Raw genomic sequence first — 19,425 nt, forward strand, 5'->3', positions numbered from 1 at the left:
CGCACTCGGCTCGGTCGCCGGCTCGGGCGCGGGGCGAAGGCCGACGAGTTGGACGAAGACCTCGCGTTTGGTGGTCGCGTTGCCGCGGCGGTTGAGGACGTAGCCGGTCAACCAGATCCAACCTTCGTACGTCGGCCGGTCGGACACTGAGACGACGCGGAAGGTCATGGCACGATTCCTGGCGAACTGCACCGAGGCCCGGCCGTCGATGACGAGCAGGTCGCCGGGAGAGGGGTGCGCGGTCACCAGTGGCCGGAGTTGCGCTGTCGCTCCTGCGTCGGCGGGCACTCCCGCGCGTGCATGGTCTGCCAGTCACGCAGCGCCCGCTTGATCCGGTCGTTCTCCTGGCTGAGCAGCCGTACCGTCTCGTTGAGCATGGCCAGCTCGTCGGCCACCCGGGCCTGGAACTCGCGTACCTCATCGGGGTCGACGCCGCGCCGACACGCGGCGAACGCGCGGGTCCGCACCTCGTGCGGCGTCAACCTGCCGGGGTAGCCGGCGGGGTAGGGCTGGCCACCTCGATACACCTGAGCCACGACGATCCTCTCTGAGGGCAGGCGGGAGCGCGGAAGGTCCTTGTGGTGGGTCTGGAAGGGCGGGCCGTCCGCTCGGGGGCCGCGGGCGACCCGCCCGCTCCGCCGCCGCAGCCCAATTCGGCGGTACGACAGCAGAGCAGTCCGGTCGGTCGGGACGGGCACACGCACCCGCCCCGACCAGGGGATGAGCCGAACTCGTTGCCACGCGAGGAGCAGCTCAGGCTCAAGAGTAACGACTTAGTCGTTTAAGTCAACCACCGACTGTTGTCGTTCATGGGCGGTTCGTGATCGAATTGGCGAGCCACGCAAGGAGCGCCATGCCTACAACACCTGACTACATCCGCATCGCCGATGACATCATCGCTGGGGTCAAGGCGAAGAGGCTTAAGCCTGAAGACAAGTTGCCGCCGATCGCGCAGATGGCAACGGACTACCGGGTCGGCACGTCCACCATCCAGATGGTCTACGTGCGACTCGAAGCCTTGGGCGTCATCCGACGCCATCAGGGCAAGGGCATCTTCATCACCGAGCCGAAGACCTGGATGCGGGAGCCGTAGGTAGCGGGCCGGCTACCTACACGAGCCTTTTGGGTACCCCCGTCCCGTCGACGGGACGACTAGAGTCGGCGCGTGATCGACCGGAAACTGCTTTTGTCCGACCTGCAGAAGCAGGTCAAGAACCTGGAAAAGGACCTGCGAGAGCAGGCCGACTCGGTCGAGGAGGTGCGCCTCCGACTGCGTGGCGAGTACGACCACGCCTTCAAGGTCGGCCGCACCGCCGCCACCTGGACAGCCTGGCGAGACGAGCGCGTCACCCAGGCTGCCGTCGCCTGGGTGCTCGGCACCGTCTTTGTGCGCTTCTGCGAGGACAACGGCCTACTGCCCGACCCCTATCTGGCTGGCCCGGGGGACCGCTTGGTCCTCGCCGAGGAGGCCGAGGCGCAGTTCTTCCGCGATCAGCCCGACAAGACCCTCCGCGACTGGCTGCACCAGGGCTACGACGCCATCGCCGGCACCCAGGCCGGCAAGTCACTCTTCGACAAGCGGCACAACCCGCTCTACCAAATCCCGCTGTCCCACGACGAGGCCAAATACCTGATCGGTTTCTGGCGTCGGCGCGGCGAGGCCGGCGGCCTGGTCCACGACTTCGCGGACCCGGAGTGGGACACCCGCTTCCTCGGCGATCTCTACCAGGACCTCTCCGAGGCGGCCCGCAAGACCTACGCCCTGCTTCAGACCCCGGAGTTCGTCGAGGAGTTCATCCTCGACCTGACGCTCACCCCGGCGATCGACGAGTTCGGCCACGACGTAGTCAAGATGATCGACCCCACCTGCGGCTCCGGCCACTTCGTCCTCGGCGCCTTTCACCGGCTCCTCAAGAAGTGGGAGCAACACGCCCCCAACCGCGACCCCCACGAGCGAGTACGCCTCGCCCTCGAGGCCGTCCATGGCGTCGACATCAACCCCTTCGCCGTAGCCATCGCCCGCTTCCGCCTCCTGGTCGCCGCCCTCCGGGCGAGCGGCGTGAAGGCCCTCGCCGACTCGGCCGGGTACGTCTTCCCGATGCACCTTGCAGTTGGCGACTCGCTGATCAAGCGGCGGCAGGCCATGCTGTTCGGAGAGGACCCGATGACCGAGTTCGCCTACTCGACCGAAGACGTGCAGGAGCACTCGGGCGTCCTGAGCCCCGGCCGGTATCACGTCGTTGTGGGCAATCCGCCCTACATCACCGTCAAAGACAAGGGCCTCAACGAGGCATACCGCGAGATGTATGACGCCTGCGCCGGAAAGTACGCCCTATCGGTGCCCTTCGCGCAGCGCTTCTTTCAACTCGCAAAGCCTGGTGACGAAGACGGCAAGGGCGCGGGGCACGTCGGGCAGATTACCGCCAACTCGTTCATGAAGCGCGAGTTCGGCAAGAAGATGATCGAGGTGCTATTTGCCACCCGGGTCAACCTGTCTCACGTAATCGATGCGTCCGGCGCCTATATACCCGGCCACGGTACCCCAACAGTTATCGTGGTCGGCCGTAACACGAACCTAAACCGTCCTGGGGTCATTCGAACCGTAATGGGCATCCGTGGTGAGCCTAGCGCCCCTGTCGATCCTAAGAACGGGATCGTCTGGCGAGCCATCATGAGCCAGATTGGCCGACCCGGCTCCGAGTCCGAATGGATCAGTGTTTCCGATATCCCGCGCCCTCGCCTTTCTGCTTTCCCTTGGAATCTCAGCGGTGGCGGGGCTGGCAATGTTGTGGAATTGGTTGAGAATGCCCGGGCGGCGAGGCTCGGCGGTCTTGTATCTCGGATCGGTTGCTATGGCATCATCGGCGCTGACGAGGTCATGCGGCTCGGCATTCAGGTTTTTCGCCGTTCCAAGGCCGAATGTGCATATATTCGTCGGTTGGTCGTGGGTGACGAAGTTCGGGACTGGGGGGTAGACGAGGGCGACTTTGCCTTTCACCCCTATCGCTACGATCGTAGCCTGGTAGTGCTCTCAAGTGCTCCTCTTCACGCTAAGAGGATGTGGTCCTATCGCACCGAACTTGGCAATCGTGCCACATTTACCCGAGGTACCTACTTTGGAGATAATCGACCCTGGTTTGAGTGGCATCAGATTCCCCGGGACGAGGGCACCCATTCCAATTCCATTGCTTTCGCGTTCGTGGCAACACATGCACAGTTTGTGCTGTCTCGCAGTGAGATGGCGTTCGGACGCACCGCCCCTATTATCAAGCTGCCTGCTAAAGCATCCGAGAATGACCATCTGCGGCTCCTTGGGCTGATTAACAGTTCGACCGCCTGCTTTTGGCTGAAGCAGGTCAGCCACAACAAGGGGAACGAGGGCTACCAGTCCGGCATTAAGACGGAGATGTGGGAGCGGTTTTACGAGTTCACCGGCACTAAGCTGCAGGAGTTTCCACTGCCGTCGGCGTACCCCCTTGAGCTGAGCCGGAAGATCGACGGCCTCGCGCAGCGGCTTGCCACGGTGAGCCCCGCGGCGGTCGCGGCCTCCGACGTGCCCACCCGCGAGCGGCTGGCCGCCGCCCGCGACGAGTGGCACGCGATCCGGGCGCGGATGATCGCGTTGCAGGAGGAGCTTGACTGGCAGGTCTACTCGCTCTACGGGCTGCTGGACGAGGATCTAACCGCCCCGGCCAACTCGGTCCCGGAGTTGAAGTTGGGGGAGCGGGCGTTTGAGATCGTGCTCGCCCGCAAGATGGCCGCCGGTGAGGCGGAGACGCAGTGGTTCGCTCGGCACGGGTCTACGCCGATCACGGAGCTGCCGGCGCACTGGTCGGACGAGTACCGGTCCATTGTGGAGCGGCGGATCGCGGTCATCGAGGGTAACCGCAACATCGGGTTGATCGAGCGGCCGGAGTGCAAGCGGCGGTGGGCCGGCGAGGGCTGGGACGCGATGCAGGCGAAGGCGCTGCGTGACTGGCTGCTGGACCGGTGCGAGGCGCGCGAGCTGTGGTACCAGCATGTCGACGATCTCGAACAGCCGCGTCCGCTGACCACCGCGCAGCTCGCCGACGAGCTGCGCCGCGACGCCGACGTGCTCACCGTCGCCAACCTCTATGCGCCCGGTCAGGATCTCGGCAAGGTGATTGCCGGCCTGGTCGCCGACGAGCATGTGCCTCACCTGGCCGCGCTGCGCTACAAGGACACCGGGCTGGCCAAGCGGGCCGACTGGGAGCAGGTGTGGGGCCTGCAGCGGCAGGAGGACGCGCTGCCCGACGAGGCGGCGAAGCGGGAGTTCCGCAAGGGTATCCCGGTGCCGCCGAAGTACACCTCGGCGGACTTCCTCAAGAGCAGCTTCTGGAAGCATCGGGGCAAGCTCGACGTGCCCAAGGAGCGGTTCGTGTCGTACCCCGGTGCCAGCCGCGACGGTGACCCGTCGCTGCTGGTCGGCTGGGCCGGCTGGGACCACCGTGAGCAGGCCCAGGCCCTGGCCACCCTGATCGTGGCCCGCGAGCAGGAGGACGGCTGGGCCGACGACCGGCTGTTGCCGCTGGTCGCGGGGTTGCGCGAGATCCTTCCCTGGGTACGCCAGTGGCACGGCGAATTCGACCCGGAGTGGGGTGCCTCGCCGGCGGACATCTACGACGGGTTCCTCGCCGAGACCACCAACCGCCTGCACCTCACCGAGGTGGCGCTCGCGTCGTGGCGACCGGCGAAAGCGACTCGCGGCCGCAAGGCCAAGGTGTGACGACCGAGTCGGTGCCGACCGGCCTGTGGTCGACGGACGACGTCGAGGAGCTGACCGGGATCCTGGCGGCCCGCCGCTCGCGGCTGTGGCAGATCACCCAGCCGGCCGAGCTCGCGGCGTGGGTGTTCGCCAAACCGGAGCCAGCGCCGCTGGACCCGCCGCCGGCCGCCTTCGACGTTGAGTGGGCCGATGGGCTGGACGAGCCGCAACGCGCGGCGTGGGCGCTGGCCGGATGGGTGGCCCGGATAACGGTGCCCGAAGCGGCGCCGACCGCCGGCCGGCACTGGCTGCTGTCGCGGGTGAACGAGGGCCGCGGTCCACTGCTGCGGCTGACCGTCGGAGTGCTGGAAACCCTCGGCGTGTACGAGTCCGGCGAGGAGGTGTGGCTGCGGGTGGCAGGAGCGCCGATCGTCCTCGCCATGGACGCGGGCGCGGCGGACCTGGAGGAGTGGGGACGGCGCGGCATCGACATGCAGGAAGACCGGACGAAGACACTCGCCGAGGAGAAGCTGCTTCTCACCTGCCCGGACGTCGACACGGCACTGTGGTTGCTCCGGCAGCCGCCGGTCATGGCCGCCGCCCGGATGCTCAACGCCTGGGTGTCGGCCGGCCCGTTCCCGTTCGAAAGCCGATACCGGCCCGAGGTCGTCGGCCGAGCCTGGCGGGCGGCGGAGAACCTGCTCGTCGATGCGGCGCCCGGCGAGACCGGCGGGGAGCGGGGCTTCGACCGGGAATACGCGGGATCGGCCGTGCCGGTCGACCTGCCGGCGCAGCGGTCGTTCGACGCGGATGCCTACCGGGCCGGGGTAAGTGAGCACGATCGGCTGTGCCGGGCGCTGATCGATCACCTCACCGCCGAGGGTGTGCGGGTTGGTGCGGGGTTGAACGGCGTACCGGTGGATCTGGCCTGGCGGGATGCCGACGGGCGGCAGTTTATCGCCGAGGTGAAGAGCGTGGTCGGGGTCAATGAAGTTGAGCAGCTTCGGCTGGGCCTCGGTCAGATCCTCGAATACCGTCACCGCCTCGCGGCGCGCGGAATCGTCGCGACGCCCGTCCTGGTCGTGTCGAGATGCACGGACCGGGCTTGGCCGGCCATCTGCGGTGACAACCGCGTCATCCTGCTACAGGGTGAGGGCACACCGAATTGGTCGGCCGATCTGTGGCCTGTGGTTGTAGGTGTCGCTAACACCGCCGATGGCGATGTCAGTTTGGGAAGGGACAACGCGTGACCACTGACAACCGGGCACACGTGCCAGTATGGACACTCGCCACGGATGCCGTGAGCGTACCGAACGTGCTCGGCGATGAGGGCATGACGCCGGCCCGACTCGAAGAACTGAGAACAGTCCTGGCAACACTTGCGGATTCCCCCATCGCCACGCTGGAAGCGCATCCGATCGCAACCAAGCGCGATCGGAACGGCGGAATCCCGCTCCATGCGACCAGTCCGCTTGCTCAGCAGTTGTCGCACCTCGTGACTCAGACAGCGAAGACGGCACCTCCGACGCTGAACGTCGCCGCTACCGGTGACGTGCTCTACCGAATGGTGGTACCGGCAAAGGTCGCCGCGCAGTTCGGTAGAGGGCTTGTTCGACCGATGGCTGCGAGGGCATCTGCAGGAGGTATTCACAGCGCGCTGGTCAACTCCACCGGCATCGCAGCCCAAGCCACGTTCGTGCCCGTCGCTGGCAAGGTTGCTGTTGCAGGTGCGGCAACCGGCTCGGCCGCCACAGCTGGTGTGGCAGCCGCCAGCGCCGGGGCGTTGACAGTGGCCGCGCCCCTTGTCTTGATGGCTGTCGCGGTCGGCGTCAGCGCCTACGCTGATCACCAACGCCAGGAGGCGATCGAGCGAATCACCGACCTCCTGGAGCAGTTGCACGAAGACAGCCTGGAGAAGGAACGCAGCGCGTTGGACGGTTGCCGTGACGCGATCGACAAGGCGACGTCGGTCCTCCTCGACCAGGGCAGAATCGGCCTGTCGTTGGGGCTGGATTCCTCGTCGTACGCGATCAACACAGCCATCGAAGGCGCCAAGCGTCGGCTCACGAAATGGCAAGACGCGCTAGCTGCGCTGCCCGACGGGCCGGTTGAAGTCGGTACATTGACGAAGCCGTTCCCCGGCATCAACGAGGATGGTGGCGCATTCCGCACCCACCTGGAGCTTGCGCGACTTGCCGTCGCTCTCAAACGTCGAGTGCTTGTGCTTCAAGCAGTCGAGCACGCTCAACTGGTGGGGACGAACAATCCGTTCCAGAGCTTTGTCGGAAGCTTGCGCGACGACGAGCGTCGCGTCGACGAGTTGGAGTCAGGCATCAACTCGGTCCTGCTTCGGCTGTCGACCATGGAGTTGAAGCGCCCCGGCGGTTTCCGAAGCATCATGTTCACGCAGGGCGAGGTCGACGACCTACTCAAAGCCGCGTACCGCCTTCGCGCCTTGGGCGACGGCCTCGACGTGGGATACCACCGAGCTGACGTTGCGATTGAGATCGAACGAAGCAGCGACGGGTCGCTCGTAGTGTTTCCTGCAGTCGCCGCCTGACTGGATGGGCCGCGCGAACTGATCAGCTGAGTCGGCATCTGCCCATCTCGTGCGGCTCAGGCTCGAGCAGAGCTTCACAACCAAGTGCGATGGCTGCGAGAGGCGTGATGGCATCGAAAAAGAAAGCTCCCCGCTACCGCATCACGCGGGTCTACCCGGCACGGGGTCAGTTGCAGCGGTTCCTCCTCGACCAGCCGATTACCCTGCGGTGTTCCAAGTGCCAGCAGACGAGCATGTCCAGCTCGGTGGTGACGGTGTCTGGAGACTGGGGGAAGCTGCTCTGCACCCGGTGCTACAGCCATGCGAAAGCGGATGCAGCCGTTGAGATAGAGCCCAAGCCCACCGCCGCGCCACCGCGTCCGCAGCCGCTCGCGAGTCCGATGCCTCGGGACATGATGTGGCTGGCGTCGCTGCATCGCACTATCGCCGAGGGCGGCAAGCTCGCACCGGCGGAACAGAAGATTCTCGAGGCAGGGGTTGGTAGGCCAGCTTCGATCGCCGCCATGCGCTACGCGGAGCTGCTGGTCGACAGCGAGGCGCGGGTCGCCGACGTGTCCGGCGACGCCCAACTGGCTCGAGGGCTGACCGGTGTTCGGGAAATTCTCGCGCAGTCGTGCCAGGCAGCAGGACTGACCTTCAAGGATGAGTATCAGCGAGAACGGGCCGCTCTGGATGCGGAGCCCGTCATGCCGGAGCCGCTGGAGACGGCGGTCGTCCGTGCCGTGACTGGTGACCGCTTTTCCGCGGCATTGGCCCAGGCACTCAAGCGGCGCTCTCTTCGAGAGCACGCGCTCGAGCGACCGACCAAAGACGTCCGGCGGTGGCTCGATGAACACGAGGGTTCGCAGTGGCGGTCACTGCCGTCTGGAGTGCGCCGGATGTGCGGACTGAACCCCTCCGCATTCACACGCAAAGCGTTCATCGACATCAACGGGCTGGATTGTGATCCGAACCTGGCGCACGAAGCCGTCGCGGAGCAGTGGGTGAACTGTGCCAACGAGATCGTGTCCGCGCTGATGCGTGCACGGGAATCGTTGGAGTCGGAGTTGCGTACCGCGCCTCCGCCCGCCAGGGCTGCGTTGAGGGCCCGACTGCAGCAAAGCGGGGAGGCGTACGCCAGAGGCGGCGCCAGGTGCCTTGAGGCTCGATTGATCCTCGGCCACCTTCACCTTCGCGCTGTCCGGAAGTACCGGACTCAAGGGATGCGGAAGCTGCGCGCCGATTGTCTCGCCGAAGCGACGAAAACGGTGATCGAGGCGGACCCTGTACTCGGCGCGTTCGTGGCGGAAGCTTGCCGAGAGCATCGGTCCGCATGCCCGGCGGCCAATGCCGCCCACCCCTGCACAGACTGCCCGCCTTCGGTGGCGGACGTGGTGCGTGAGCGCATGAGCCAGGCCCCGGTAGTCGACGTGCCGCGACAGCCCGCGAAGCGCGACCCCCAGCAGCCGCCGGAGAGGGAGGAGACCGAACAGCCTTCCGATGGGCTCTTCGCTTGCGAAGAGCTGCTGAAGAACTTCGCTGACCAGAAGAAGCTGAGCCTCGTCATCTTGGAATGCCAGACCGGGCCGGACGATGGCACCTTCGGCTATGCGTGGCTAGCGAGGGACGGTAGCCACGGGCAGGGAGCGGGCACCGCGCTCAACGACCTGGATCAGATGGTGCACGCCCTCTGCAGCACCGCGCTCCTGATACGCGAGACGGCGTCGAGCGTGCGCCTCGTCAGTCGCCACCTGAGAGCAGTGAACATCGTCCACTTGACACTGCGATCAGGCGCCATATACACCCCTTTGGACACTCCGCTGTCCGAAGGGACACGAGAATCGCTGCGGCGGGTGGCGGAACGTCCGCATGGCATCGCTGTCTCGATCGACACCTGCGAGCAACGTCACCGGGGCTCTCTGAAGGCAGAGGAATTGGCGCGGCTCGCGGCGCTGGGCACCGATGGCCGAGCGGACGGACGTCAGGATGAGTCGCTCCTCGGACCTGAGGTAGCGCCCCGCGCGCTCGTGCCATCGGCCCCAGGCCGGCTTGTCGGACCCGACGAGGACACTGGCGCAGCCCGATGGCTTACCACCAACGGTGGCCAGGGCGTGGAGATGTCGTGGCGGGTCGCCCTGCATCGCGTCCACCTCGACAACAAGTGGTGCCCTCTGCCCGATGGACGGATGCCTGATCGTGAGGACGGACGGCACCTCCGCCTGTACCTCAATCACGACTCTGAGGACACGTCGTACAAGCCGGTGCAACGCGTCGCCCTACGCCAGCGTGGCGGCCAGTGGGAACTCGCCGGGCTCACCTGGCCGGCGGGCCTGGCGCCAGGAACGCTGATTACCTTCACCTGGCGCCTCACGCAGGGCTTCGTCACCGGCGACACCACGCCGCTACCAATGCCTGAGCGAATCGACGGCGATTACTTCACCCACGAGTACGACCCGCACGTGGTGACCAGGCAGCACGCGCCTGGTGCTGACCAGTACGACCGTGTTCCGGACCTCACCGACACGGGTTGGGCACTGCACACACTGCGAAAGCTGGGCTACCTGACCGAGGACGGCGAGGCGATCCTTGCCGAGGATGCACTGGTGGACAACTGCCTGAGACTGGGATTGCCCGCCCGTCGCGCCGCCGGTATCCCGGACGCCGTTCGGCGACTCCTGCGCGCTCGTACCCTCGATCGGGTCACCGGTAGTCAAGACAGCTCCGGTCATCCCTGGTACCCGCCGCTGGCGAGGCAACCTCGGGTTCCGCTACTGCGCTACCGGCCGCGAATCGAGGTGGTGACCATGACACACGGCCCAGCGGCCGAGGAGCACCCGCAGCGACGCCCGCATGAGGTCGCCGGGTTCCTTCGGCGCTTGCCGCCGGGCTCCAAGGCATCCCCAGAGCAGGAGGACGCATACCGCGAGGCGGTCCGGGAGGCGCGGATCGTGGAACGCGGGCTCCCGGACGGGCTCACCTACGTCAAGCCGCACCATCGCGCCCGTTAACAGGACGACTCTGGGGTAGGAATTGAACACCCAGACCTTGTAAAGACCTCGCCCTTGCTAGGTGGCGGTTACGCCGGCGGGGACTGGCGAAGGTTCACTTCGAACACCATGGGCTCGGCCGCGAGCACTGCCGCCTCCGCGTCGAAGAACTGCAACTCGGGTGCGACGAGGGCTTTCGTCACGACGGCCAGCCGCCACCCCTGGTCCTCCCTGGCAGAACGAAACTCGTTCCGGGTGAGGAGGATCTTCGGGGCCGAGCCGCTGACGCCCTTGACCTCCACCCGATCCACGGTCCCGGAAGGCGATCTGCAGGTGATATCCCAGCCGTAGCAGTACTTGCTGTCGTCCTGCACCTGCCACCCCAACGCCTCGTAGTGGGCGCGGACGGTGCCCATCGCCGCTGCCTCCACAAGGCCGTTGGTGACCGGGTTTCCGAAACCCGCCCCGGACGAGCTGACCGTGATTTTCTGCGGTTGCGGCGGCACGAGGGCATCGAGGACGCTCAACTCATCGTTGCTGACGAACAAAGGGTTGCCCATTTGGGGCTGGCGGAAGACCTCCATGCCGGCCAGCCGCGGGTCGTCCTTCAACGCCTGCCGGGGGATCGGCCGCTCGAAGAGGTGGATGTCTACCGGCGCGAAGTGCCGAGTTCGCTGGCGTTGTCCTTCGTCAATCCAGTAGCCCGGGTCCTCGCCAATCAAGTTCTCTTGCCACACCGGTCCGAGCACAGTGCCGACACCCCACAGACCGGGCTCCGGGTGCGTCCCGTCGCGGCCAGTCACCCAGAACAGGACGCGCTGCCCGTCCGCCATCATCCTGGCCCGGTAGTTCGGCATCACCGACCAGTTGGTGATCACCTCCTCTCCGCTGGCGAGGAAGGTGGTGAGGTCCCACTTGTCGGGGTTGCACTTGACCATCCACGCGCCGAGACCGTCGAGGGTCACGCTTCGCTCGCCAGGAAGGCTCTGCGGCAGGGCGTTCTCGGCGCGCAGCTGACGGAGTTCGGTCTGCCAGATCTCCTGGTTGTCGCCCTTGCGCATGAACGGGGTCCTGCGAGCAAGCCGGTAGAAGCCGCTGGACGGTTGCGGGCGGTTCGTCTGCTTCCGAACGACGAGCGCGGAGATCATTGCTCGTCCGGAGGCGTGTTCCCGGAGTGACGCTTCCTCGAGGATGCGCGGCATCGGTCCCCGGTAGTAGGGGACGCGCAATCCCTGCTTCGCCAACCGCTCGCTCAACTGTCCGTAGGTGATCAGCGCATCAGCTTCGGTGGGCGAGCTTCTCGCAACCTCCCGCAGCAGACCTATCGTCGCCTCGACAGCTGTTCGAATTCCGGGTCCGCGGCTCGCATCGGTCTATCCTCCTGCGGTCGTGAGCGGCACCCATCCTCGTAACAGCCAAGATGTCGCGACCGACGGTCAGCGACAACGCCACAGTGGCTCCTGCTCGACGCTGCTGATCGAGCACAGGTACCGCTATCTGACGCCGGTGACTCGGACCTCAGACCCTCTCGGGACAACTGGGGATCGATCACCTTCGGTAGGGTGATGCTTCCGTGGCGTACGAGGGGATGCGACGTGGGTAAGCCTGGCAGCGTTTTTTGCATCGAGGGCCAGTGGGGCGACAACCTGGCCGAGCGCGGGTCCGTCCTGCCGACGTTGGAACTGCTCGAGCGACTACGGCGGATTCGCTTCATCCACCGGGACGTAGCCACGCCCGACGAGCTGCGTTACTACCTCGACCAGTGGCTGTCGAACAAGTACGCCGCCTACCACGTCGGCATCTTTGCCATCGACGGAGCGCCGGGCAAGTTGCGCCTTTCCAACCGGCACGAGCTGGATCTCGCCGAGGTGATGGGCTGGATGCAGGGTCGATGCGCGGGTAAGCAGCTCTACTTTGACTGTGGCGCGATCCTCAGGGTGCCTGAGGCAACCCTCAACGACATCCTGGAACAGACCGGGGCTGCGCTGGTGTGCGGGTTCACCAGGACCATCGACTGGATCGAGTCCTCGGCGTTCGACACCGTCCTCGTCGACCGGCTGGCCAATGGCCGGAAGGCCAACAGCGTCGAGCAGTTGGTGGGGTCCGCCCGGTGGGCACCTCTGGCCCAGCACCTCGGTTTCCGCCTGTCCCCTCGAAATGGCGCGGGTCCACGTATTCCCGCCATGCGGCAGCCGAAGGCCTCGGTGTCGGCATGAGGCACGGCACGAACGAGGCTCACGGCGAGGACGAGCAGCGGTGATGGATGCGGATGCGGCTGAGAGCTGGGTGCGATCCTGGTCCGCCTCGGTGAGCGAACGCGCCGCCCAGGCACAGGAGATGTCGAGGCTCGTGGCGGAGTTGTCCGTCTCGGCAACGAGCGCCGACGGCGCGGTCAGGGTCACCGTCGCCGCCACCGGGGTGGTCACCGAGCTGCGCTTGAGTGATCGGGTGCAGGGCTGGCACGGTGCGCGGATCGCCGCGGAGGTCATGACCACCATGCGGCGGGCGCAGGCGCAGCTCGCCGAAGCTGTGGCTGACGTGGCAGCCCGGACGGTGAGCGAAGGCTCGGAGACAGGCCGCGCTGTGGTGGCCAGCTACGCCGAGCGGTTCCCCGAGCCGCCTGAGAGTTCAGATGATGATCGCTCCCGGCGGCGACAGGATGGCTGGTGACCGACGGCTTCGAAGTCGACGCCCTCTCGCTGCGAGCCCACGCCTCGGCCGTCGACGACACCGCCCTCGCGATCGACGAGTGCCGTCGGGCAGCGTCCTCGATCGCGCTGGGCCGCGATGCGTACGGTCGGTTGTGCCAGCTGATACCGAGCCTGCTTCACCCAACGCAAGAGGCCGCCATCGACAGCTTCGGTGAAACGGTACGGGCGCTTCAGGAGGCGGCCGACGGGTTGCGTACGGTCTCCGACCGGTACGAGCGGGGTGACGAACGCGCAGCCGCCCGGTTCGATGGAGCCACGTGGTGAACCAGCCGTCCCCGTTGATCGCCGCCCGCCAGGACAGCACGACCGCGTTCAGTGGTGTCTTCATCGCGGAGGACATCGACGCCCTGATGGCGGGCTACACCTCCGGTGGCTGGATCGATGTCGCGATCGGCGGTGTCGCGACCTCCATGGATGCCCTCGCCTTCGTCACGGATCCGCTCGGGCAGCTGGTCGCGTGGGGAGTGGGCTGGCTGATCGAGCACGTCAAGCCCCTGTCCGACGCGCTGGACGAGTTGGCCGGCGACCCAGATCAGATCACCGCGTACGCACAGACCTGGCGCAACGTCGCCAAGGCTACGGCCGAGGCGGGCACCAACTTCAGCGCGATGGTCGGCAGCCAGATAGCGGGCTGGAACGGTGCCGCCTCCGACGCGTACCGCAGGAACAGTGACCGCCAAATCGCCGCAATGACCGCGCTCACCAGGGCTGCTGATGCCATGGCGGAGATCACCACTGGCGCCGGGTTGCTCGTCGCCATGGTCCGTGGGCTGGTTCGTGACCTCATCGCGGAGTTCGTGTCAGTGCTGGCGGTGCGGCTCTGGGAGTGGTTGGCCGAGGCGGGGCTGACACTGGGCCTGGCAACCCCTTGGGTGATCACGCAGGTGACCGCACTCGCCGGTAAGTGGATAGCGCGGATCACCCGTCTGTTACACGGGTTGATCGAGAGCCTGCGCCGGCTGGCGCCCATCCTGCGCCGTCTCGAACAGCTCATCGCAGATCTGAAGGCCCTTGTCCGCGGCACCGCGCCGGGTGGAGCTGCGCGGCCAGGCGCGCTCGATCATGGGACCCATCTGTTTCACGCCGACGCCGATCCGCTTCGGAAGTGGGGTCCGGCGCGACAGACCCACCCGGAGGAGTGGGAGGCAGCGATCCAGGAGGCCCGTACCCTGGATGTCGAGATCACCTTGCGCCCGGGTGCGCTGGCCTACGGTCCTGCCCCCGGGCCGGGCCGCCCCGGCCAACTCGTCCTCGATCCCGACGCGTCTTACGGGGCGCTGTTGCACGAGATGCAGCACCTGCGCGACGACCAGGCTGCCGGCTGGGCGGGCATGAGAGGCTGGTTCGAAGACCCGGTCGTGCGGTATGAGAACGAGGTGCGGGCGTACCAGAGGGAGATTGACTATGCCAACTCGATTGGTGACCACGATTCCGTCGAACGCCTGAACCAGGCGATCCGCGAAGAGTATTCGAGAATCTTCGGAGTTGATCCGTGACCGCACCGCCCCCGCCGAACCTTCCGGTCCCACCGGTGCGGCAAATGACCACCGCAGACTTGGCGCACCTGGCCGCGAGCGGTGGCCCTTACCGCGGCAGGGCGGTGTTCGAGCTGGTCGACCGGGCGCGCTCCGACGACGATGCCGCGACCAGGCTCGATCAGCTGAGCCGGCTACCGGCCCTGCGCGAAGACCGTGCATTTCACCTGGTCTCTCTCGCCTGGGCAGCGATCATCGGCCTGCTGGCTGCGGAGACCGCACACGCACGGGCGAGGGCCTACGCCGCGTTCGAGGCGCTGTCTCGCAGCGAACAGGCGGACTTCCTCGCGTACGTCCAAGCGGAACGCATCGAGGACGCACATCCCCGAATCTGACCGACGCGGTTCGAGCTGGCGCGGTCAGGTGATGCCGGTGCGGGCGGCAAAGCTGCGGAGCCCGGGTAGTGCCTGGCGGCGGTCGACGCTGAGCAGTGCGCCGGTGAGCTGCTGAGCCCAGGGCCGGTATCGGACCTCCTGCGGAGCCGTCTGCTCGGCGGCGAGCAGCGCCCGGTACGCCTCCGCGTGCGCGCCGCGGCCGAACAGGGCCAACGCCACGTCCTCCCAGTACCGCGCCCGCCGCTCCACATTGCCCAGCCGCTCCGGACGCAGTGCGCGGGCGTACTGGACCGCCGCGCCGAAGTCACCCAGTGTCCGGGCGACGCTGATCTTGTAGAGCGCGACGTCCACCCCCGCGAAGCCGCTGCCCGCGCCGGCCCGCCGGCTGGCCTCGTCTGCCTCTGTCAGCAGCTCCCAAGCGATGTCACGGCGGTCCGAAAGAGCGGCCGTGTATGCCGCTGTCGCCAGCAGTCGTCCGTACGCGCAGCCCTGCTCAATCGAGGTCAACCCGGTCGCCGCATCGAGGGCCTGGGCGGCGCTGATCACCGTCTGCTCTGCCCGGGCTCGGTGCCGGGAACGTCGTAACACGATGGCGGAGATCCGCGCAGTCTCGGCGGTTAGGAGTGGGTCGTCGGCTTCCCGGGCCGCCTGGCGAGCCCGGTCCATTGCCGACCACGCCATGCCGTCCTCATGCAGCTTGATGAGCACCTGTGTGGTCAGGTGATAAGTCTCGGCCAGGGTGCTGGCCGTCGTCGACCGATCCTCAACGTTGGCGATGGTGTGCGCAGACGTTGCCATCGATACCAGCCCTGACAGCCGTGACGATAGTCGGGTGTAACGGCAGGCGTGGAAGTCGGACCAGGCGGTGCCAAGCGCCGCACGTAACCGAGCCGGGTCGACGGGGCCGGTCGGGGCCGGTGCATTCCCCAGCAGTGCGTCCTCCAGGCTGCTGACGACGCGGCCAGGCATCCCAGCCGGTCCGTCATCCGTCACGGGAATGGCAGCGCCCACGATGCCTGCCAGGCCGCCGAGCACGTCACGTCGTCGCACCGGACCACCTCCCGCCTCGCGCGATGGCTCTTCACCGAGCACCCTATCCAGTGAGCCACCGAGACCGTTGAATCTCCGCCCGTCTCCTGTCGCGAGTCCGAACAGCTCCGGCGGAATGTCAAATATCTCGGCGAGGCGACGCAACACCGTGACGTCCGTCAGCGGTTGGCGGCCACGCTCGATCCGGGAGAGGGTCGCTGCCGAGTATCCGCAGCGCTGGCCCGCCTCCGCGAGGGTGAGCCGAGCAGCGGTACGTGCGACCCGCAGCAGCACGCCGAAGTCCCCCGTGGAGGCCGCCTGCTTGGCCTCCGGCAGCTCGTACCAGCGACGGTCCGCACCCATGGCGGCCTCCAGTCGGCCCCGATATTGCCTCCGCCGACTGTGCTGCGTGAAAGGCGTCTCACGCAAGGCTGTTTCGCAATACGACGCACCGGGTGCCTGAACACCCACATCCCTGCTGTGCTGAACGCGATGGATGCTACTCGTTGGGAGTCGTGATGGGTGAATCGGAGAAGCGGACGCCGGGTGATCTGCCATCAGCCGTGGTGGGTCGTACCCTGGCTGTCGGCGCGTCGGCCAGTGCCGTGCTTCTGGTGGTCGCGCTGAGCGGCCCTGAAGGCACGGCAACCGCTGCGGTCGCTGCGGTTGGGGCCATCGTCACTGCACTGGTCGGCCTCGCCGCCAGCCACTCTGGTCGGAATGACCGACAGTGATGCGCAGGAGTTCCGGCTCGCCTCAGGAACCTTCGTGTTGGTCGCTCTGCGCATTGCCGAGCCGCAGCAGCCGGACGACGAAGTCCGCGGCGTTTCGGGCCGCCGGCGCCTGAGGGCCGCTCGTCTTGTCCCGGCCCCAGTCGGAGATTCCCTTCACGAGCAGCCAGTCGGTCTTGGTGCGGGCCGCTGCGGCGTAAAGGCCGGCCAGCTCCATTTCTCCGCCGATCGCCTCCTCGTCCTGGCGCTGCAGTCGAGCACGTTCCTCCGGGTCGTTGAGCAGGGTGTTGAGCGAGAGCACAGCGCCGAAGTGGACGGTGGGGCCAGTCCATTTGTACGTCGCGGCGCGCGCCCTGCTCAGCAGCGGGATGGCCGGTTCGGGACGGGGACCGCGGTTGATCTCGTGGCGTTCCCCGTCCACCACCGTCATTTTGCGGTGGTCGACCGCCCGCAGCTGCGTCGAGACGATCAGGTCGCCGAGTTCCTGCTCACCCCCGTCGTACCTGCGTGACTTCAGGCCGTAGCAGACGCCGGTGAGGATCACCGCGCCAGGGGACAGGTGTTCGAGAAGTGCCCCGGCGGTGGTTGTCATCCCGTGGGAACTCACCGTGCCCTGTTCGCTGTGCGCAAGGACGATGTCGTTCGAGCCAAGGGTGCCGAGTCGGAACACGGTGTGCAGGTCGACCTGGTCGGGTCTCGGGTCGGTGCAACCGGTTTGCTCGCAGACGGCTGCGATGACGGCGTCTCGTTCGGTCTCGTTGACCACGAACAGCAGGACCGTCGAGCGTGCGGCGCGTACCGCATCAAGGTGGGCGTACATCATCCTTTTCCGTTCGTCTTGGTAGCGGAGGTGGCGCCGCAGCCCGATGATCACGCATGCCAGCAGCACGGGCCCCAGAACCATGGTCATCGCGCCGAGGCTGCGGGATTGCCAGGTGAGAGGCTCGAAGGATGAGGGTTGCCAGCTGAGGCGGTGCAACAGCCACTCCGCTGCCTGAAGGAAGGTGACTGGCTGGCGCGAGCAGGCCCCGTCTCCACAACTCTGCCGCTCGACATCGGCGATAAATTTGGCCTGCATGCCGAGAACCAGGGCTGCGGCCAGGGACATCAGCCGCAGCACGCTGATCGGCTCGATGGCGTTGGTGTTGGGCGGCCTGACCTCCCGAGTCGAACGGGTGACACGCCAGTCCGATTCCCCAACCGCGGTGAGCTGAGGGGCCGCGTTCAGTGCCTCCCGGGAGGCCGCAGTGGTCATACAGCGAGTGCTACAGGCCAGCAGGGTCGTGCCGTACGCAGCATCGGCGGTCAGTTGTCCATCGAGGGCCGCGGCTTGCTTCACCGTCTGCTTCAACAGGTCCTCAACGGCCTCGGGGTGAGGGCTGTGGAACAGCGTTATAACCCAGTGGTAGCTGCTCAGTTCGTCAGCAAGAAAGTCGCGACCGGTCCTGCGGCGGTAGTTGAATCGACGGATTAACATCCACGTCAGCCGTAGGACGCCGACGCTCATCTGAATCGCGACGTAGGCCACCGCCGACAGCAACATCACCAGTGCGACCTCGCCCCAGGGTGTGAACGCGACCGGCACGGCCGCCGCCATGATCAGAGCCGGCGGTACGCCAAGGATTGCCAGATCCCACCAACGCACGACGAGAGCGAGCCGACGGAAGGCCGTTGGCCCCTTGGACCACTCCCGGGCGCGTGCGATTGGCGGCTCAACGACGGCGAATGCATCCACCGACTCCCAGACGAGTCGGCTCTCCCGTCCGGCCAGGTAGAGCAGCACTGACAGCGGCGGCCGGGAGCGATGCAAGCTCTGCCCTCGTGGCCTGATCGCCCGAACGGCTTCGGTCGCCAACGGTGCCTCGCGAACCCTCCGGGCAGCGCGCCGGCACTGCTTGAAACTCGGGGGGCCGTCCAATCCGGGGAATATCCCCGGCCGGCTCTGAGACTCGTCCGACCTGGCGTCGTTGACGTGCCGGCCGTCATGCATAGGGGTCACCGCTCTTGCCGTTTCCAACCTGTCCGGCCTTGCGCCGCCGAGGAGAATGAAAGCCGTCAAAAGTGTAGACGGTTCATGACCTGCGCCATGGTGATGGACCAGCCGTTACCCGCAGGTAGGAAGGTGTGCGTGGAGTTCCTCTGGGGAGTGCTCAGCTCACTCGTGGCCAGCCTGGTCGGAGTGGTAGCCGTCTGGTTCGGCTCGCAGCGGGTGCGCGGCTGGCTGGTCGCCTGGCTGTCTCGGCTGACAGGTGTCGGCGTCGTGCGGGTCTATGCGACTCAGTCGCTGGCCAACGGGGCGCTGGGGAATGATCTGCGGCGAGCGAGGTGGATCCGCGCCTATGTCAGCCGCGGCAACGAGCTGACGAGAGACAGCTTCTCGGGACTCTGGGCCGGCGGTAGCAGGTCCGTCCAGGTCGACCTGCTGATGCCAGACCCTGAGGTTGCCGATGCGGACTCCTGGCTGGCCAGGCGCGACCTGGAGGTGGGCAACCATGACCCGGGCTTCGGCGGGGGGCTTCTGGCGCGTCAGGTCAGGGCGAACATCGACTATCTTTGCGCGCGGATCGCCGGTCGGACCGAGGTCCAGATGCGGCTCTACAATTTGCCTCATTTCGGGCGAATTATCGCTACGGACAATGTCGTCTATTTGACCGTCTACCAGGACTCCGAGCATGGGAGGAACTCGCCCTGCCTGGTGTTCCGGCGGTCAAGTCCGATGTATGACCTATGCCTGCGACTCTTTGCCCTTGCCTGGTCGGACGCGCGTTCTGCCTGATCGACAATACGGCTGGTCCCGGGCCACCTTGACGGTCGATTCTGTCGCGACGCCGG

Annotated in this window: 16 protein-coding genes; 12 read left to right on the forward strand and 4 right to left on the reverse strand. The window is 66.6% G+C overall.

Features of this window, described 5'->3' with window-relative positions; translation table 11 throughout:
• Positions 1 to 242: 242 nt before the first annotated feature.
• Positions 243 to 536, reverse strand: coding sequence for a DivIVA domain-containing protein (locus tag DKT68_RS10600; protein ID WP_236646823.1), 294 nt, complete (start codon positions 534 to 536; stop codon positions 243 to 245).
• 317 nt (positions 537 to 853) lie between these two features.
• On the opposite strand from DKT68_RS10600, the gene DKT68_RS10605 reads away from it, so the two are divergent.
• From DKT68_RS10605 to DKT68_RS10625, 5 genes are all read left to right on the forward strand, one after another.
• The gene (locus DKT68_RS10605; RefSeq protein ID WP_109817235.1) at positions 854 to 1,093 is read left to right on the forward strand and encodes a winged helix-turn-helix domain-containing protein; all 240 of its coding nucleotides are present in this window, start codon (positions 854 to 856) and stop codon (positions 1,091 to 1,093) included.
• Positions 1,094 to 1,165: 72 nt separating this feature from the next.
• The gene (gene pglX, locus DKT68_RS10610; protein ID WP_109817236.1) at positions 1,166 to 4,747 is read left to right on the forward strand and encodes a BREX-2 system adenine-specific DNA-methyltransferase PglX; all 3,582 of its coding nucleotides are present in this window, start codon (positions 1,166 to 1,168) and stop codon (positions 4,745 to 4,747) included.
• Positions 4,702 to 5,976, forward strand: coding sequence for a hypothetical protein (locus DKT68_RS10615; RefSeq protein ID WP_146218332.1), 1,275 nt, complete (start codon positions 4,702 to 4,704; stop codon positions 5,974 to 5,976). Before pglX ends, DKT68_RS10615 begins: the two co-directional genes overlap by 46 nt.
• The gene (locus tag DKT68_RS10620; protein WP_109817238.1) at positions 5,973 to 7,286 is read left to right on the forward strand and encodes a hypothetical protein; all 1,314 of its coding nucleotides are present in this window, start codon (positions 5,973 to 5,975) and stop codon (positions 7,284 to 7,286) included. Before DKT68_RS10615 ends, DKT68_RS10620 begins: the two co-directional genes overlap by 4 nt.
• A gap of 107 nt (positions 7,287 to 7,393) precedes the next feature.
• On the forward strand, positions 7,394 to 10,273 hold the full coding sequence (locus DKT68_RS10625; RefSeq protein WP_146218333.1) for a hypothetical protein: 2,880 nt from the start codon (positions 7,394 to 7,396) through the stop codon (positions 10,271 to 10,273).
• Positions 10,274 to 10,341: 68 nt separating this feature from the next.
• Here DKT68_RS10625 and DKT68_RS10630 read toward each other — a convergent pair whose 3' ends face one another.
• Entirely contained in the window at positions 10,342 to 11,508 is a 1,167-nt protein-coding gene (locus DKT68_RS10630; RefSeq protein ID WP_109817240.1) for a protein NO VEIN domain-containing protein, read from the reverse strand.
• 339 nt (positions 11,509 to 11,847) lie between these two features.
• Between DKT68_RS10630 and DKT68_RS10635 the strand changes: the two genes are divergently transcribed.
• From DKT68_RS10635 to DKT68_RS10655, 5 genes are all read left to right on the forward strand, one after another.
• Positions 11,848 to 12,468: a DUF6642 family protein gene (locus DKT68_RS10635; RefSeq protein WP_236646824.1), complete on the forward strand. Its 621-nt coding sequence runs from the start codon at positions 11,848 to 11,850 to the stop codon at positions 12,466 to 12,468.
• Positions 12,469 to 12,559: 91 nt separating this feature from the next.
• The gene (locus DKT68_RS10640) at positions 12,560 to 12,922 is read left to right on the forward strand and encodes a YbaB/EbfC family nucleoid-associated protein (protein WP_161556642.1); all 363 of its coding nucleotides are present in this window, start codon (positions 12,560 to 12,562) and stop codon (positions 12,920 to 12,922) included.
• Complete coding sequence (locus DKT68_RS10645; RefSeq protein ID WP_161556643.1) at positions 12,919 to 13,227, forward strand: type VII secretion target; 309 nt, start codon at positions 12,919 to 12,921, stop codon at positions 13,225 to 13,227. The genes DKT68_RS10640 and DKT68_RS10645 overlap by 4 nt, the downstream gene beginning before the upstream one ends.
• Complete coding sequence (locus tag DKT68_RS10650) at positions 13,224 to 14,459, forward strand: WXG100 family type VII secretion target (protein WP_146218334.1); 1,236 nt, start codon at positions 13,224 to 13,226, stop codon at positions 14,457 to 14,459. The genes DKT68_RS10645 and DKT68_RS10650 overlap by 4 nt, the downstream gene beginning before the upstream one ends.
• Positions 14,460 to 14,503: 44 nt before the next feature.
• Entirely contained in the window at positions 14,504 to 14,833 is a 330-nt protein-coding gene (locus tag DKT68_RS10655; protein WP_109817245.1) for a hypothetical protein, read from the forward strand.
• 24 nt (positions 14,834 to 14,857) lie between these two features.
• Here DKT68_RS10655 and DKT68_RS10660 read toward each other — a convergent pair whose 3' ends face one another.
• On the reverse strand, positions 14,858 to 16,225 hold the full coding sequence (locus DKT68_RS10660; protein WP_161556644.1) for a helix-turn-helix domain-containing protein: 1,368 nt from the start codon (positions 16,223 to 16,225) through the stop codon (positions 14,858 to 14,860).
• Between the two features lie 155 nt (positions 16,226 to 16,380).
• On the opposite strand from DKT68_RS10660, the gene DKT68_RS31150 reads away from it, so the two are divergent.
• The gene (locus DKT68_RS31150; protein WP_161556645.1) at positions 16,381 to 16,596 is read left to right on the forward strand and encodes a hypothetical protein; all 216 of its coding nucleotides are present in this window, start codon (positions 16,381 to 16,383) and stop codon (positions 16,594 to 16,596) included.
• A 22-nt stretch (positions 16,597 to 16,618) separates the two neighbouring features.
• Here DKT68_RS31150 and DKT68_RS10665 read toward each other — a convergent pair whose 3' ends face one another.
• Complete coding sequence (locus tag DKT68_RS10665) at positions 16,619 to 18,376, reverse strand: 5'-methylthioadenosine/S-adenosylhomocysteine nucleosidase family protein (protein ID WP_161556646.1); 1,758 nt, start codon at positions 18,374 to 18,376, stop codon at positions 16,619 to 16,621.
• A gap of 345 nt (positions 18,377 to 18,721) precedes the next feature.
• Here DKT68_RS10665 and DKT68_RS10670 point away from each other — a divergent pair, with 345 nt between their 5' ends.
• A complete protein-coding gene (locus DKT68_RS10670) occupies positions 18,722 to 19,369 on the forward strand; it encodes a hypothetical protein (RefSeq protein ID WP_201748989.1) in 648 nt (215 codons plus the stop codon).
• Positions 19,370 to 19,425 lie beyond the last annotated feature (56 nt).

The sequence above is a fragment of the Micromonospora acroterricola genome (assembly GCF_003172955.1).
GTDB classification, from domain to species: domain Bacteria; phylum Actinomycetota; class Actinomycetes; order Mycobacteriales; family Micromonosporaceae; genus Micromonospora; species Micromonospora acroterricola.